Here is a 13,359-nt window from a genome sequence, read left to right as displayed (position 1 = left end):
GAAAAGACTCGGACATTTATGCCCGAGTCTCCCCCAATTATAGTGATGCCCGATAAATAGCTAAGGTATCTTCTCTATTCAACTTTTTGAAATTACCGAACTCACCGTTTGCCATTGCCCGGTCAGCCATTAATTCTAGCTTGCTGTCATCGATATCGTAATCAGCTAAACGAGCTGGTGCTTCAATGCTGCTCCAGAATTCACGTAATTTTTGAATTCCCTCAAGACCTGCTTCCTCGGCAGTCTTTCCTTCAGGGTTCACGCCAAATACTCTTACAGCTAATTGCTTAAAGCGCTCTGGTTTTACTGCTAGGTTATGTCTCATCCAGTGAGGGAAAAGGATAGCTAAACCTCCTCCATGTGGAATATCATAAACAGCTGATACAGCATGTTCTAGATTGTGAGTTGCCCAATCTCCTCGATAGCCCATGTTCAGGATGCCGTTTAATGCCATCGTACCGCTGTAGAGAATGGTCGCTCGATAATCGTAATTTTCAAGGTCTGCTAATAATTTCGGCGCAGTCTCCATAATAGTTAAGAGCAGGGATTCACACATACGATCTTGAAAATCCGTGTTTTCTTCAAGATGGAAGTAATGTTCAAGAACATGTGACATCATATCAACTATTCCATATATGGTTTGATTCTTTGGAACTGTGTACGTATGAACAGGATCTAAGATAGAAAATTTAGGGAAAGTAACAGGACTGCCCCATCCATATTTTTCATTGGTTTCCCAATTAGTAATAACCGAGCCTGCGTTCATTTCTGAACCAGTTGCTGCCAGAGTCAATACGGTTCCGAATGGAAGGGCCTCCCGAGCAAACGCCTTTTTAATCACTAGATCCCAGGCGTCTCCGTCATATTTTGCTCCTGCAGCAATCAACTTTGTACAGTCGATTACACTTCCTCCACCTACGGCTAAAAGGAATTCGATTCCTTCTTTTTTACATATTTCTACGCCTTTTCTCGCAGTTGCGATACGTGGATTTGGTTCCACGCCTGAAAGTTCAAATACCTCAGCACCTATTTCTTGTAAAAGCGCTTGAACATTATCGTATAGACCGCTCTTTTTAATACTGCCACCGCCATAAACGAGCAATACTTTTTTTCCGTATACAGGAATTTCCTTTTTTAATTGTTCGAGTTGTCCCTTACCGAAAATTAGCTTTGTAGGATTCCAAAATGTAAAATTTTCCATAGTTTGCACTCTCCTTTTCATTAAACATTATTAATTATTATCTCCCTTTTTGCAAAAATAAGGATTTTATTTTTTTATGAATAGTTAAGCAAATATTGAATCAAACTAAACCTGAAACAATCTTAAAGGAGGATTAATCATGAGTTCTATTCAACGTATAGCACTAGTTCTTACTATTATTGGCGCCATTAATTGGGGCTTAATTGGCTTCTTTCAATTTGATCTTGTCGCTAGCATATTTGGTGGCCAAGATTCTGCCCTCTCTAGAATTATCTACGGTTTAGTAGGTATTGCTGGATTGATCAACCTTGGTCTTCTCTTTAAACCAAACGAAGAACGTGTAAGAGAGCCAGAAACGGATCGAGTGTAAGTCACTTGCATAAAAAACCTTGCAGCCCAAAAGAGGCTGCAAGGTTTTTTTTATTTATAACCATCCTCTGAATAAGGATGCCTCTGCCATTTTTCTTACGCCCACCATATAAGCAGCTAACCGCATATTAATATTCCGTGCTATGGCAAGCTCATAAATATCATGGAAGGATTGGATGATTCTTTTCCTCAATCTGAACTCAACCTCTTCCTCACTCCAATAATATCCTTGATTGTTTTGGACCCACTCAAAATAGGAAACGGTAACACCACCGGCACCTGCAAGTACATCTGGAACAAGCATAATATTACGCTCTGTTAGTATTTTTGTTGCTTCAAATGTAGTAGGGCCATTGGCGGCTTCTACTACAATCTTCGCTTTAATATTATGAGCATTTTCAGCAGTAATTTGATTCGAAACAGCAGCTGGTATTAAAATATCACATTCCTGTTCAAGCAGTTCTTGATTGGTAATCACGCCCTCAAAAAGGGTAGTTATAGTACCAAAGCTATCGCGACGGTCTAATAAATATTGAATTGGCAAGCCGTCAGGATTATACAGTGCGCCATAGACATCTGAGATTCCAATAATCCTGGCACCCATTTCATGAAGAAATTTCGCAATAAAACTTCCCGCATTTCCAAAACCCTGAATAATAACTCGGGCACCATTTATGGTAATTCCACGTTTTTTGGCTGCTTCTTCAATACAAATCGTTACGCCCTTTGCTCCTGCTTTTTCCCGACCCTCAGATCCTCCAAGCACGAGCGGTTTCCCCGTTATAAAGCCGGGAGAGTCAAATTGGCGGAGACGGCTATATTCATCCATCATCCATGCCATAACCTGCGAATTTGTATACATATCTGGTGCCGGTATATCCTTCGTCGGCCCAACGATTTGGCTGATTGCACGAACATATCCACGGCTTAAACGTTCAAGTTCCCCCGATGACATGGTCCTTGGGTTACATACAATACCGCCCTTGCCCCCACCAAAGGGTAAATCAGCAATCCCACATTTCAAGCTCATCCACATGGATAATGCTTTGACTTCATGTTCGCTTACCATGGGGTGAAAGCGGACACCGCCCATTGTCGGTCCAACCGCATCATTATGCTGGGCACGGAAGCCTGTATAAACTTTCGTAGAACCATCATCCATACGAGTGGGTATTCGTACGGTCATAGTTCTTAAAGGTTCTTCCAGCAAATGATACACTTCTTGATTAAGCCCTAGCTTTTTTAATGCATCATGAATAACAATCTGCGTTGATGTAAGAAGGTTGATTATTTCCTTTTCCATTCCATCTCCATCATTAGTCCCCATTTTTGCACCCCTATTTTGTTAATCTTAACCTAATACTTTGACAATCCGTTCGATTGCCCAATCTAACTCTTCTTTAGTAATGACGAGCGGAGGTGCAAAACGAATGACTGTATCATGAGTTTCTTTACATAGCAGTCCAAAATCTTTTAATTGTTCACAATACGGACGAGCCGCTTCTGTCAATTCTACGCCGATGAACAATCCTCTTCCTCGGACGTCCTTTATTTTAGGATTCTTAATTTCTTTTAATTCGCTAATAAAATATTCTCCAAGTTCTAGTGATTTTTGTGCAAGCTGTTCATCAACCAGCACATCTAAGGCTGCAATAGAAACCGCACAAGCCATTGGATTTCCGCCAAAAGTAGAACCATGTGAACCAGGATTAAATACTCCCAAGATATCCTTATTGGCAACGACACATGAAATGGGGAAAACACCCCCGCCAAGTGCTTTGCCAAGAATATACATGTCCGGTTCAATGCCCTCCCATTCACATGCAAACATTTTACCAGTACGTGCTAGTCCCGCTTGAATTTCATCTGCTATAAAAAGAACATTATTTTTCTTACAAAGGTCCATTGCTTGCTTGATAAACCCTTCAGGTGGAATGACAATGCCAGCTTCACCTTGAATCGGTTCAATTAAGAATGCAGCTGTATTTGGAGTAATCGCTGCTTTTAAGGCCTCTAAATCTCCATAAGGAATGAGCTTAATTCCTGGAAGCATTGGACCAAATCCACGTTTATATTCAGGATCGGACGATAATGAAACGGCTGTCATTGTTCTTCCGTGGAAGTTTCCTACACAAGCAATGATTTCTGCTTGGTCTTCGGCAATCCCTTTCACATCATAGCTCCAGCGGCGAGCTGCCTTTACAGCCGTCTCAACAGCTTCTGCTCCTGTATTCATTGGAAGGACCATTTCTTTATTCGTTAATTGGCTTACTTTTTCATACCACGGGCCAAGCTGATCATTATGGAAGGCACGTGAAGTTAATGTGACTTTGTCTGCCTGATCCTTTAATGCTTGAATGATTTTTGGATGACGATGACCCTGGTTTACCGCAGAATATGCACTAAGCATGTCCATGTATTTGTTGCCTTCCGGGTCTTCCACCCAGACACCTTCTGCACGTGATATGACAATTGGAAGTGGATGATAGTTATTTGCACCATATTTCTCTGTTTTCTCAATCAATTCACTTGTATTAACGTTGGATTGCATGATTCCTTCCTCCATTTCGATCCTGAAATTAATGTATGTACAATACTATTGTAGCCGAGCCTAAAAAAAGAATGAACACTTCTAATAAACTTTTTTTAATCTATAAAAAAAGCCTAGTCCAAGCTATGTGTCATAGCAGGTCCTAGGCTTTTAGATTCTTTATTTTTTGATTTCTTCGCGTTGTGACTGATCAATCCACTCTTGAAGCTTATCTTTTAACGTGTTAAAACCTTGTTGACCATCAGCTTCAGGAATAATTGTTGCTGCCTGGCGCTTACGAGGCTTCTTAGCTTTAACAGCTTGTTGTTGTTGAACAGGTGCTTCTTCTGTTGCACGAATAGATAAGCCGATTTTTCCAGCACTTTCGTCCACAGATAATACCTTAACCTTGATTTCATCTCCAACTTTAAGGTGTTCATTAATATCTTTTACATAGCCGTGCGTGATTTCGGAGATGTGTACAAGACCTTGTGTATTTTCGTCTAGCGCAACGAACGCACCATATGGTTGAATACCCGTTACTTTACCTGTTACTATACTGCCTGTTTCGAATTTTTCTGACATGAAAACACTCCTAAGTAATAATTATTTATACCCTTATATACGCATTTAAAGATTATATCATACTAAATAGGTTTAATCAAAAAAGCTTCTCCATGAATTAATGGCTCTGCAAGAATTTTTTAACAAAATGTTCAAAAAAGGAATAAGTAAAAAAATAATACAATGATATACTAATAGTGAGAAAATATATTTTCTAAAAAGAGGTGAACGGTATGAATACAATCGGCCACACCATTAAAACTTACCGCGAAAGAGTAAACATGACCCAAGAGGAACTAGCACAAAAGGTTAGAGTGGGGACGCAAACCATTGAAAAGTATGAATCTGGAGAACAAATCCCAAGTAACCAAACGATTCTAAAAATATCTACTGTTCTAGATATTCCTGCTACTGAATTATTAGCACATAGTGAGTGATTATAAAGCAACGTTGAAAAGCGGGTTCAGAAGTACCGCTTTTTTATTTTTTTCTTTTTAAGAGTATATAAAAAGAGGAATCTGGAAAAGCTTAAATTATAAAGCTTTCTAGTATTCCCCCTTTTTGAGAGGACAACCAAAATGGTTTGTCCTTTTTTTTATTAGATAGAACAAGATTCATTGGCTTTTATGGTGAGTAATTGATCTGCCATTTTCAAACAGCTTTCCATCGGGATTAGTTTTTCAAATGAGAACTCATAAATGGCTTGAATTCGCTCAGCCAGCTTATTAGTATCATTTAATTCATGCACTGCTTGCACGGTATCAGCTATCTCTGTTTCATAGCCGCCCGACTTTAATTGAAATGGATCCCACTCATTCAATGCATCCACATATTGCAAGTTTGTTTGAAGCTCTTTTCTCATATTTTTCTCTCCAGCTCATCTTCGTCGTATTATTTCAGAACATATTCTGCAAGAACACTTTGAAGTTCATAGATGTTAAGATTTTTGTTAAATTGCTTTTGTAATGGAAGGGCATTCCCTGAGATCCAAATTTTTAGTTCTGCATCTAAGTCAAAGTTACCTGCTGTTTCAATACTGAAATGTGTAATGCTTTTATAAGGAATCGAATGGTACTCGACCTTTTTCCCTGTAAGTCCTTGTTTGTCTACTAATATTAATCGTTTATTAGTAAAAATAAACATATCACGAATTAGTTTATATGCCTTTTCAATTTGTTCAGCTGGTGCTAGAACTCGTCCGAATTCCCGCTGTACTTCTGCGGCATTTACTTCTGATGCATTACCCATTAATCCATCTAAAAATCCCACGATTTTCACCCTCTCACGTTTCTAATCCAAGTATACCTAAATATCCAAGCAAAGAAAACTTACAGGAAGCTATTTTAAACGCGCTAGGATAAGATCAAGAATCTCTTCTGCTGGTAGGTGGGCATCTCCTCCGCCTTGTGCAAAGGATTCATTTCCACCGCCCTTTCCATTTATCTTTGGTAGAATTTCTCCAACCAATGCTTTCATATTCTCTTCTCTTGCGGCACCCCTAGCACACACAAGCTGTAACCTGCCTTCATTGGTTGATACAATGAAAACTAGGACCTGATCATTTTCCGCAGTTATAAGTCGAGCAAGCTTTTGCAGCTCTTGGATGGGGCGATTTTGAAATACCTCACCCACTATTTGATGAGCGTCCTCTGATTTGGCCAATAATTCCTTTGCTTCATACTGAAGTAAATTTTCCCTCGCTTGCTCCAACGCCTTTTCCAAACTTTTTCCGTTTTCAATCAATCGACTGACAGCAGCTTCCATTTCTTTTTCGGGAGCATTGAGTAGCTTAGTTAATTCAAGCATCGCCTTTTGCTTTCTCTCAAGCTGCTTTATTACTCGGTGCCCGCAAACAAATTGCAGTCGAATCTTTTTCTTCTGTCTTTCCCAATTTAATATTTTAATGGCGCTAACCTCTCCAGTTGATTTAGGATGTGTTCCACCACAGCCGTTATAATCAAAATCCGGGATAATCACAAGTCGAATATCCTCTTTTACCTTTGTCTCTTTTCGAAGGGCATATTGGGATAACTCTTCTTCCGTTATCCACTTCACTTCAATCTCTCTATTTTCTAAAATAATTTTATTTGCAAGTTCTTCTGCCCTTTTTACTTCGTGTTCTGTTAGAGTTTCAGTTTCAAGGTCTATCGTCAGCGTCTCTGCGCCTAAATGAAAACCAACTGTTTTATATTGAAAAAGATGATCAAAGGCTGCTGATAAAATATGCTGTCCGCAATGCTGCTGCATATGATCGAACCGTCTTTCCCAATCAACTCTCCCTTCTTTTATTCCTTCAATCTCCTGTAAAGGGGTTTCCAGGTAATGACGAATTTCTCCCTCTTTTTCTTCCACATTGATAACGTTCCTATCCGCAATGGTTCCTTGATCAGATGGCTGTCCTCCACCTATTGGATAAAAGGCTGTCTGGTCTAAAACAACATACCACTGTCCTTGCTCACCTTGTTCTTGTTTTACTATTTGGGCAGAAAACGTTTGTATGTACGCATCTAGGTAATATAATTTTTGTTCCATTTTCCATGCACTCCAATAAATTAATTTAATGAATTCATTGTCTTGAAAAATACGATAAAAAGCAAGAAATAGAAAAACCTGTCCCTTATAAAAAGATGACAGGTTTACCTATAATTCAGATGACACTTATTATTTTTTGTCTTTTTTTCGTTGACCGCCCATTGATGGTGGTTTCTGCCCTTGAGTCGATCCACCCATCTGTTGCCCGCCCATCATTTGTGGGAATCCAGGTTGCTGTCCACCCATCATTTGTGGAAAGTCTGTTTGCTGCCCACCCATCATCGGTTGTTGAAAGCCTCCCATTTGTTGAGGAAAGCCTCCCATCATTTGTGGATAGCCGTGATGGTGGTGATAGCCTCCCATCATCTGTCCAAATCCAGGCTGCTGGTAACCTCCCATTTGTCCAAATCCAGGTTGCTGATAGCCTCCCATTTGTCCAAATCCAGGTTGCTGATAGCCCCCCATTTGTCCAAATCCAGGTTGCTGATAGCCCCCCATTTGTCCAAATCCAGGTTGCTGATAGCCCCCCATTTGTGGGTAACCCATTTGTCCTGGGAATCCGCCAAATTGTCTTTTGTCCATTTTATCGCCTCCTTACCGTCTCTTATGTAGTTTATGTCTCACTTATTGGATAAGCTTAGATTCCTACCCATTATGAATAAATTTTTTTAAGAGGACATACACAAAAAAGCTATCCCCTGATAGAGATAGCTTTCAGTTTTATTCTTTTTCTTCCTGCGCCTTTTTTTGTCCTTGTTTATTCTTTGAAATTTCACCACAAGCGATTCGATTTCCAGAGTCACCCGTTGGCTGGGTCATCCCATCATCCTTCCCTTCGGTGACGACAATAGATGTTCCTTCTTTTGTAAACAACGACTTCTTCCCATTCTTTAACGTTACATTTGGCGCCATCAGCTCTGCCGTAACAGACCCACTATCCTCTACAATTAAATTTGGCAAGTCTCCAGCATGTGCCCCTTTGGGATGAAGGAGCCCATGTTCTTTTTTTTCTGGGTTAAAATGATTACCTGCTGATTTAAAATCAGGTGCTTCACATTTCCCCTTTTCATGAATATGAATGGCATGCTCGCCAGCTGGCAGACCCTTTAAACTTACCGACATTTTCACACCGCTGGATTGCTCGGCCAATGAAACTGTTCCTAGTGAGTCTCCCGAAGCATTGAACATTTCAACATCCAGTTTTTTTATTTCCTTTTCCATGCATCCTGTCAGCAAAAGAAGTGGTATAATAATCCAGCTTTTTTTCATATGTACTCCCCCAATGATAGACAATTTGCGCTTAGTATGGGCTTGAGTGGGGAGACCTATTCATCTCTATTTGTATAAAAAAGAAACAGCAATGGTTAACTGTTTCTCTGATTGGATTGATTATTTTTTAGTATTTGTTCCTCTAGCTCTTTTGCCTTCTGAGCCTCACGCTTGGAAATCTTAATGATGAATCTCATCGTCAGAAGAGCACCTATTAAAAAGATAGCAAACGTAATGGATGCAGGAATATACTCTGATTTATCTTCCGGAAAATATAAAAACAATGATAGAACGGATGGTAGAAACATTTTTCTCTCCCTTTCTAAAAGGAATGGCTCTAAAAAGTAATTATAGCAACAAAAAACGTTTCTTACCAATGAATCATTTTACAGTTACGCTTATTTTAAAACGGTAATTTTTTTGATGATTACGTCTTTTTCTGGCTTGTCCTTTGGATCTACTGGGGTATTGGCAATCTTATCAACAATATCCATCCCCTCAATCACTTGACCGAAAACTGTATGTTTATGATCAAGCCATGGTGTTCCACCATTTTTATCGTAGGCTTCTATCATCTCTTTTGGATAACCTGCTTTTTCCATTTCCGATTTCATAGATGGATCTAGAGAGGTCTTTTGAACAATAAAAAACTGACTTCCATTTGTGTTCGCACCAGAGTTAGCCATTGAAAGGGCTCCGCGTAAATTGAAAAGATTATTAGAGAATTCATCTTCAAATGGATTGCCGTAAATGCTTTCTCCACCTGTTCCATTTCCATTAGGGTCTCCACCCTGAATCATGAAGTCATTTATCACTCTATGAAAAATAAGTCCGTCGTAATACCCTTCTTCACTATGTTTCACAAAGTTCTCAACTGCTTTTGGTGCATATTCTGGGAATAATTTAATTTTGATTTTCCCCATGGAAGTATCCATTTCAACTAATTTCTCATTTTCAGCCACTTCAGTAGTTAACTGAGGATACACTGTATTTGACACTGGTTCGTCTCCTTTCTTTTGTTCTGTTTTTGGCGTGGCAGTCTTCACTTTTGCTTCTTCCTTGTTTGCACTTGTCCCACATGCTGCCAATACTAGAACGATTGTCATTAATGTGACAATTATTTGCAATTTCTTACTCATTTAGCTTCCCTCCAATTATCCACTTTAAACGAATGAATATTATTTCACACATTGTTTTTAATTTACTATGTTTTCTTATAAAATGAAAGGAGAAACAATTAGATGGAGGAGTGATGAGTGTGTCGGAGTTACAAATTGGTGATATTGTTACAGGTATATATAAAACTGGGAAATATATTGGGGAATTAACGGAAGTTCGCCCTCAGCATTATTTAGTAAGAGTTTTGGGTGTTCTTAAACACCCGATGCAAGGTGATCTACATAATCCCAAGGATGCTGATGTTCTTATTTTCCATGAAAGACGGGCACTTGCCTTTAGGGAGCAAGCTAATATTCCGAAACAGATGGTTAAAAAATTTGAAGGTGAGATCCCTGATTATCAGGAATCATTAAAAGAAGCTATGGCCAAAATGAAAAAAGACCTCGAGGTAGCTCCATCAGAATGGGCTGAAATGAGCTTAAAGGCGCTCGGAGCATTAGAAAAAGATTATAAGTTATAGAATAATAAAGGCCAAATCAGTTTGAATGATTTGGCCTTTTATGCAAATTCATTTAATAGCTTTGAAAAATCAATACGATCCCCAATAGTTGTTGGTTTTGGTTTTTCCAAGTAACGTTTATCCTTTTCAACAAGTTTGAATATATTGTAGGTAGTCAAGGCATCATCTAATGCCCGGTGGTGCCTGCCTGTCCCTTCTTTGCCATATTCCTGAACAGCTTTCCATAGGCCGGTTTGATTTTGATCACCAAAGAACCGTTTATATTCCATAGACAAGTCTAATTCAGCTGCCGCCTTAAAAGGAAATGCCATACCCGCCTGTAAACAATTATGCCGTAAGACCTTCATATCCATATTTCCCCAAGTAACAATAGAGGTATCATAGTTATTTTTATTGAACTCCTCCAGCTTTTTTATAAGTTCATAAATTGATAGCCCCTTATCGACCTGCTGCTGTGAAATATGTAAGAATGATTTGCAGCGTTCTGATAGTTTTGGGAATTTAAGTGGTGTAACATAGGATGAAAATTGTTCCGTAACCTCATCATCAACTACGGCAACTATTCCAACCTCGATGATTTCCGCAAAAAAGTCCTTCATACGCATATTTCTTTCAGGCATTGTAAACTCAAAATCAATAAATAAATATTGTTTCTTCGTTCTCATTTTACTATCACCACCATTCGTTTCCATCTTACTATCATTATATAAAGAAACCTGTACAAAAAATTGTGCTTTTTTTCTATTTTTTTTATATCTTTGATTATATCATGAATCCAATCTAAATTTTTTAAATTTTTGTACAATAGACATAAAAAAGAATGGAAAAAGTCCCATTCTTTATTTGGTTACTGTTTTATTTTTTTAATTTAATTACTGCCATTGTACATCTAGAAACACAAATTAGTCGGTCTTGTTCATCTGTAATTTTAATATCCCAAACCATCGTTGATTTCCCTTGGTGCAGAACTGTCCCTACTGCCGTAACCACTCCTTCGGTTTTCGGACGGACATGGTTTGCGTTTATTTCTAATCCAGCCACACCCTCTGTTTCTTTATCCACTAATTCATAAGCTCCAATACTTGCTACTGTTTCTGCTAAGGCAACAGATGCGCCTCCGTGTAATAATCCAAATGGCTGGCGAGTTCGCTCGTCTACTGGCATTGTGGCAGTGACTTTCCCTTCTCCCAATTGAGTAATCTCTATTCCGAGCGCTTCAATTAATGTGTCCTTTATCATTTCTATCCCTCCGGTATTTAGATCTTTTCTATCTAAACCTATTCTCCATTTCTTAGAAATTTCCTTTTTTTATCAATTACCTAAACGAAAAAAACAGCCTCGAGAGCTGTTTTTAACTTGTTCTTAATAATAACCTGGGAATCCCATAGGAGGATAGCCTACAGGTGGATAACCTATTGGCGGATATCCGAAACCTGGGTAGCCGAAACCTGGGTAGCCAAAGCCGCCATAAAAAGGGCGAGCTGCAAAAGATGCTCCTAATCCGCCTCCTAGTAAACCTCCTAGAAAACTAAGTCCACCTATCGCTAACGGCAATCCAAAGCCAATAAAACGTTGATCGTGTACCGGGTACGGGCTTCGATAAGGGTACATACACCATTACCTCCTTTTTCATCTATACTTGCCTACACTATTGCATATGCAAAAGGATGGGGTTTGGAGTGGGCAAAAGCGTATGTGATCCTCTAAATCCATTATGAAGCTTTCTCCAGTTTATTTTCCAATCGGTTCAAATCGTTCAACAAATAGAGCAAGCGTACGCGTCATAACTCCTGTTGCACCTGCTGGACCCAGGTCATAGTCCTTCGAAGAAGTAGCCGTTCCTGCAATATCCAGGTGTACCCATGGAGTCCCTTCAGCAAACTCGCCAATAAACGCACCAGCGACTAATGCATGACCTTCACTGCCAGGAGAGTTATTCAAGTCAGCTACTTTACTGTTTCTTACACGTTCAATCTCGGTGTCAAACAACGGCAATTGCCACATCTTTTCTCCCGCTTCCATCGAAGCTTCCAGTACTTGTTCATATAAAGATTCATGGTTCGTCATTGCACCTGTTGTATGCAGACCTAGTGCAGTGATAACGCCACCAGTTAATGTGGCAACATCCACTAAATAATCCGCCCCATGATGCTTAGCATATGTAACAGCATCTGCTAGCACAAGACGGCCTTCTGCATCTGTATTTAGCACCTCTATGGTTTTCCCACTCATAGACGTAATGACGTCATCTGGCTTAAACGCCCCACCGCTAATCATATTATCTGTTGAAGGAATGACTGCTACAACGTTTTGCTCTGGTCTTATTTCTCCGATAATCTCCATAGCACCAAGGACAGCAGCCGCTCCGCCCATGTCTGTTTTCATGCCCACGATTCCAGCCTTTGTTTTAATCGAGTAGCCACCGGTATCAAAGGTAATCCCTTTTCCAACAAGACCAATGACATCCTTCCACTCGTCTTTTCCTTGATATTTTAAAACAATCATTTTAGGCGGCTCCGTAGACCCTTGATTAACCGCAAGAAATGCACCCATGCCAAGCTTTTCAATCTCTGCTTTATCTAAGATTTCCAGTTCGAAATCATACTTGGCTGCAAGCTCTTTAGCATAGTTCGCCATATCACTTGCAGTTAGTAAGTTACCTGGAGTGTTCACAAGTGTCCTTGCCGAGTTAGTCCCTTTTCCAAAAGCATAACCAACATTCAATGATGCCTGTAAATCTTCTTCATTAGTGTTACAGTAAACAGTCAGATTTTCTAATTTTTTCTCTGGCTCATTCGACTTTTGCTTATAGCCTTCGAATTGATAGGTAGATAACGAAAACGCCTCACTTAATGCGTGTGCTGCATCCAAAGCATCTACTTTGTCTGTAATAAACGAATCTAAGTAAATGGCTGTTTCTACAAGCTTACTTGCTTTAATCTCCTTGAATAGTTTACCAAATGCGGCTCTAACCTTTTCAAAGGATACTTCTTTTTCTTTTCCTAATCCAACAAACCAAATGCGCTTTGCTGCAATTTTTCCAAAGCTATGTACTTTTGTAATACTTTTTAATTTTGCTGAAAGGTCACCGGACTTAACCAATTCGGTAAGCTGTCCATCAAACCTCTCATCAAGATTGGCTAATGATCCAGTAAATTTCTCGGGTTTATCAAACAAACCGATAACCAAACCTTCATGCTCTGTTGTAAAATCCAACTCTTGTTTAACGTGAAACATGTCCACTCCACCTCCATG

18 protein-coding genes are annotated in these 13,359 nt (G+C 39.4%); 3 read left to right on the top strand and 15 right to left on the bottom strand.

All coding sequences use genetic code 11. The features are described 5' to 3' along the window. Window positions 1-37 precede the first annotated feature (37 nt). A complete protein-coding gene (locus QFZ87_RS07420) occupies window positions 38-1,201 on the bottom strand; it encodes an iron-containing alcohol dehydrogenase (protein WP_309859711.1) in 1,164 nt (387 codons plus the stop codon). 139 nt (window positions 1,202-1,340) lie between these two features. Between QFZ87_RS07420 and QFZ87_RS07415 the strand changes: the two genes are divergently transcribed. Beyond that, window positions 1,341-1,571, top strand: coding sequence for a DUF378 domain-containing protein (locus QFZ87_RS07415; protein WP_308082677.1), 231 nt, complete (start codon window positions 1,341-1,343; stop codon window positions 1,569-1,571). Window positions 1,572-1,625: 54 nt separating this feature from the next. On the opposite strand, the gene QFZ87_RS07410 is transcribed toward QFZ87_RS07415, so the two are convergent. The 3 genes from QFZ87_RS07410 to yugI form a co-directional block, all read right to left on the bottom strand. After that, window positions 1,626-2,897 (bottom strand): Glu/Leu/Phe/Val family dehydrogenase, encoded by a 1,272-nt coding sequence (locus QFZ87_RS07410; protein WP_309859709.1) that lies wholly within the window; start codon window positions 2,895-2,897, stop codon window positions 1,626-1,628. 24 nt (window positions 2,898-2,921) lie between these two features. Next, window positions 2,922-4,121 carry an ornithine--oxo-acid transaminase gene (locus tag QFZ87_RS07405; RefSeq protein WP_309859706.1) on the bottom strand — a complete coding sequence of 400 codons (1,200 nt, stop codon included), beginning with the start codon at window positions 4,119-4,121 and terminating at the stop codon, window positions 2,922-2,924. A gap of 159 nt (window positions 4,122-4,280) precedes the next feature. Then, complete coding sequence (gene yugI / locus QFZ87_RS07400) at window positions 4,281-4,685, bottom strand: S1 domain-containing post-transcriptional regulator GSP13 (RefSeq protein WP_309859703.1); 405 nt, start codon at window positions 4,683-4,685, stop codon at window positions 4,281-4,283. Between the two features lie 212 nt (window positions 4,686-4,897). On the opposite strand from yugI, the gene QFZ87_RS07395 reads away from it, so the two are divergent. Further along, window positions 4,898-5,101: a helix-turn-helix transcriptional regulator gene (locus QFZ87_RS07395; RefSeq protein WP_309859700.1), complete on the top strand. Its 204-nt coding sequence runs from the start codon at window positions 4,898-4,900 to the stop codon at window positions 5,099-5,101. A gap of 161 nt (window positions 5,102-5,262) precedes the next feature. On the opposite strand, the gene QFZ87_RS07390 is transcribed toward QFZ87_RS07395, so the two are convergent. The 7 genes from QFZ87_RS07390 to QFZ87_RS07360 form a co-directional block, all read right to left on the bottom strand. Continuing rightward, entirely contained in the window at window positions 5,263-5,526 is a 264-nt protein-coding gene (locus tag QFZ87_RS07390) for a DUF1871 family protein (RefSeq protein WP_309859698.1), read from the bottom strand. 29 nt (window positions 5,527-5,555) lie between these two features. Beyond that, window positions 5,556-5,933 carry a PH domain-containing protein gene (locus QFZ87_RS07385; RefSeq protein WP_308082671.1) on the bottom strand — a complete coding sequence of 126 codons (378 nt, stop codon included), beginning with the start codon at window positions 5,931-5,933 and terminating at the stop codon, window positions 5,556-5,558. Between the two features lie 69 nt (window positions 5,934-6,002). Beyond that, on the bottom strand, window positions 6,003-7,196 hold the full coding sequence (locus QFZ87_RS07380) for an alanyl-tRNA editing protein (protein WP_309859694.1): 1,194 nt from the start codon (window positions 7,194-7,196) through the stop codon (window positions 6,003-6,005). 129 nt (window positions 7,197-7,325) lie between these two features. Next, window positions 7,326-7,778, bottom strand: coding sequence for a polyadenylate binding domain-containing protein (locus tag QFZ87_RS07375; RefSeq protein WP_309859691.1), 453 nt, complete (start codon window positions 7,776-7,778; stop codon window positions 7,326-7,328). 138 nt (window positions 7,779-7,916) lie between these two features. After that, window positions 7,917-8,465 carry a superoxide dismutase family protein gene (locus QFZ87_RS07370; protein WP_309859689.1) on the bottom strand — a complete coding sequence of 183 codons (549 nt, stop codon included), beginning with the start codon at window positions 8,463-8,465 and terminating at the stop codon, window positions 7,917-7,919. 95 nt (window positions 8,466-8,560) lie between these two features. Further along, the gene (locus QFZ87_RS07365) at window positions 8,561-8,773 is read right to left on the bottom strand and encodes a hypothetical protein (RefSeq protein WP_309859687.1); all 213 of its coding nucleotides are present in this window, start codon (window positions 8,771-8,773) and stop codon (window positions 8,561-8,563) included. Window positions 8,774-8,863: 90 nt separating this feature from the next. Then, complete coding sequence (locus QFZ87_RS07360; RefSeq protein WP_309859684.1) at window positions 8,864-9,604, bottom strand: peptidylprolyl isomerase; 741 nt, start codon at window positions 9,602-9,604, stop codon at window positions 8,864-8,866. A 119-nt stretch (window positions 9,605-9,723) separates the two neighbouring features. Between QFZ87_RS07360 and kapB the strand changes: the two genes are divergently transcribed. After that, window positions 9,724-10,104 carry a kinase-associated lipoprotein KapB gene (gene kapB / locus QFZ87_RS07355; protein WP_309859681.1) on the top strand — a complete coding sequence of 127 codons (381 nt, stop codon included), beginning with the start codon at window positions 9,724-9,726 and terminating at the stop codon, window positions 10,102-10,104. A gap of 38 nt (window positions 10,105-10,142) precedes the next feature. On the opposite strand, the gene kapD is transcribed toward kapB, so the two are convergent. The 4 genes from kapD to QFZ87_RS07335 form a co-directional block, all read right to left on the bottom strand. After that, complete coding sequence (kapD, locus tag QFZ87_RS07350; RefSeq protein ID WP_309859678.1) at window positions 10,143-10,769, bottom strand: 3'-5' exonuclease KapD; 627 nt, start codon at window positions 10,767-10,769, stop codon at window positions 10,143-10,145. A gap of 190 nt (window positions 10,770-10,959) precedes the next feature. Beyond that, entirely contained in the window at window positions 10,960-11,343 is a 384-nt protein-coding gene (locus tag QFZ87_RS07345) for a hotdog fold thioesterase (RefSeq protein ID WP_308082663.1), read from the bottom strand. 123 nt (window positions 11,344-11,466) lie between these two features. Next, window positions 11,467-11,715, bottom strand: a complete 249-nt coding sequence (locus QFZ87_RS07340) for a hypothetical protein (RefSeq protein WP_309859675.1) — start codon at window positions 11,713-11,715, stop codon at window positions 11,467-11,469. A 120-nt stretch (window positions 11,716-11,835) separates the two neighbouring features. Continuing rightward, window positions 11,836-13,341: a leucyl aminopeptidase gene (locus tag QFZ87_RS07335; protein WP_309859669.1), complete on the bottom strand. Its 1,506-nt coding sequence runs from the start codon at window positions 13,339-13,341 to the stop codon at window positions 11,836-11,838. Window positions 13,342-13,359: the final 18 nt, after the last annotated feature.

The sequence above is a fragment of the Bacillus sp. SLBN-46 genome, from assembly GCF_031453555.1.
Classification (GTDB): Bacteria; Bacillota; Bacilli; order Bacillales; family Cytobacillaceae; genus Neobacillus.
This window is presented reverse-complemented; position numbering and strand designations above follow the sequence as displayed.

What these genes read in the sequence shown, in the direction of transcription:
- QFZ87_RS07390 (WP_309859698.1), bottom strand. Translation starts at nt 5,526, where the DNA reads ATGAGAAAAGAGCTTCAAACAAACTTGCAATATGTGGATGCATTGAAT.
- QFZ87_RS07405 (WP_309859706.1), bottom strand. Translation starts at nt 4,121, where the DNA reads ATGCAATCCAACGTTAATACAAGTGAATTGATTGAGAAAACAGAGAAA.
- QFZ87_RS07410 (WP_309859709.1), bottom strand. Translation starts at nt 2,897, where the DNA reads ATGGGGACTAATGATGGAGATGGAATGGAAAAGGAAATAATCAACCTT.
- kapD (WP_309859678.1), bottom strand. Translation starts at nt 10,769, where the DNA reads ATGAGAACGAAGAAACAATATTTATTTATTGATTTTGAGTTTACAATG.
- QFZ87_RS07370 (WP_309859689.1), bottom strand. Translation starts at nt 8,465, where the DNA reads ATGAAAAAAAGCTGGATTATTATACCACTTCTTTTGCTGACAGGATGC.
- QFZ87_RS07340 (WP_309859675.1), bottom strand. Translation starts at nt 11,715, where the DNA reads ATGTACCCTTATCGAAGCCCGTACCCGGTACACGATCAACGTTTTATT.
- QFZ87_RS07360 (WP_309859684.1), bottom strand. Translation starts at nt 9,604, where the DNA reads ATGAGTAAGAAATTGCAAATAATTGTCACATTAATGACAATCGTTCTA.
- QFZ87_RS07335 (WP_309859669.1), bottom strand. Translation starts at nt 13,341, where the DNA reads ATGTTTCACGTTAAACAAGAGTTGGATTTTACAACAGAGCATGAAGGT.
- QFZ87_RS07420 (WP_309859711.1), bottom strand. Translation starts at nt 1,201, where the DNA reads ATGGAAAATTTTACATTTTGGAATCCTACAAAGCTAATTTTCGGTAAG.
- QFZ87_RS07375 (WP_309859691.1), bottom strand. Translation starts at nt 7,778, where the DNA reads ATGGACAAAAGACAATTTGGCGGATTCCCAGGACAAATGGGTTACCCA.
- QFZ87_RS07415 (WP_308082677.1), top strand. Translation starts at nt 1,341, where the DNA reads ATGAGTTCTATTCAACGTATAGCACTAGTTCTTACTATTATTGGCGCC.
- QFZ87_RS07395 (WP_309859700.1), top strand. Translation starts at nt 4,898, where the DNA reads ATGAATACAATCGGCCACACCATTAAAACTTACCGCGAAAGAGTAAAC.
- QFZ87_RS07380 (WP_309859694.1), bottom strand. Translation starts at nt 7,196, where the DNA reads ATGGAACAAAAATTATATTACCTAGATGCGTACATACAAACGTTTTCT.
- yugI (WP_309859703.1), bottom strand. Translation starts at nt 4,685, where the DNA reads ATGTCAGAAAAATTCGAAACAGGCAGTATAGTAACAGGTAAAGTAACG.
- QFZ87_RS07365 (WP_309859687.1), bottom strand. Translation starts at nt 8,773, where the DNA reads ATGTTTCTACCATCCGTTCTATCATTGTTTTTATATTTTCCGGAAGAT.
- QFZ87_RS07345 (WP_308082663.1), bottom strand. Translation starts at nt 11,343, where the DNA reads ATGATAAAGGACACATTAATTGAAGCGCTCGGAATAGAGATTACTCAA.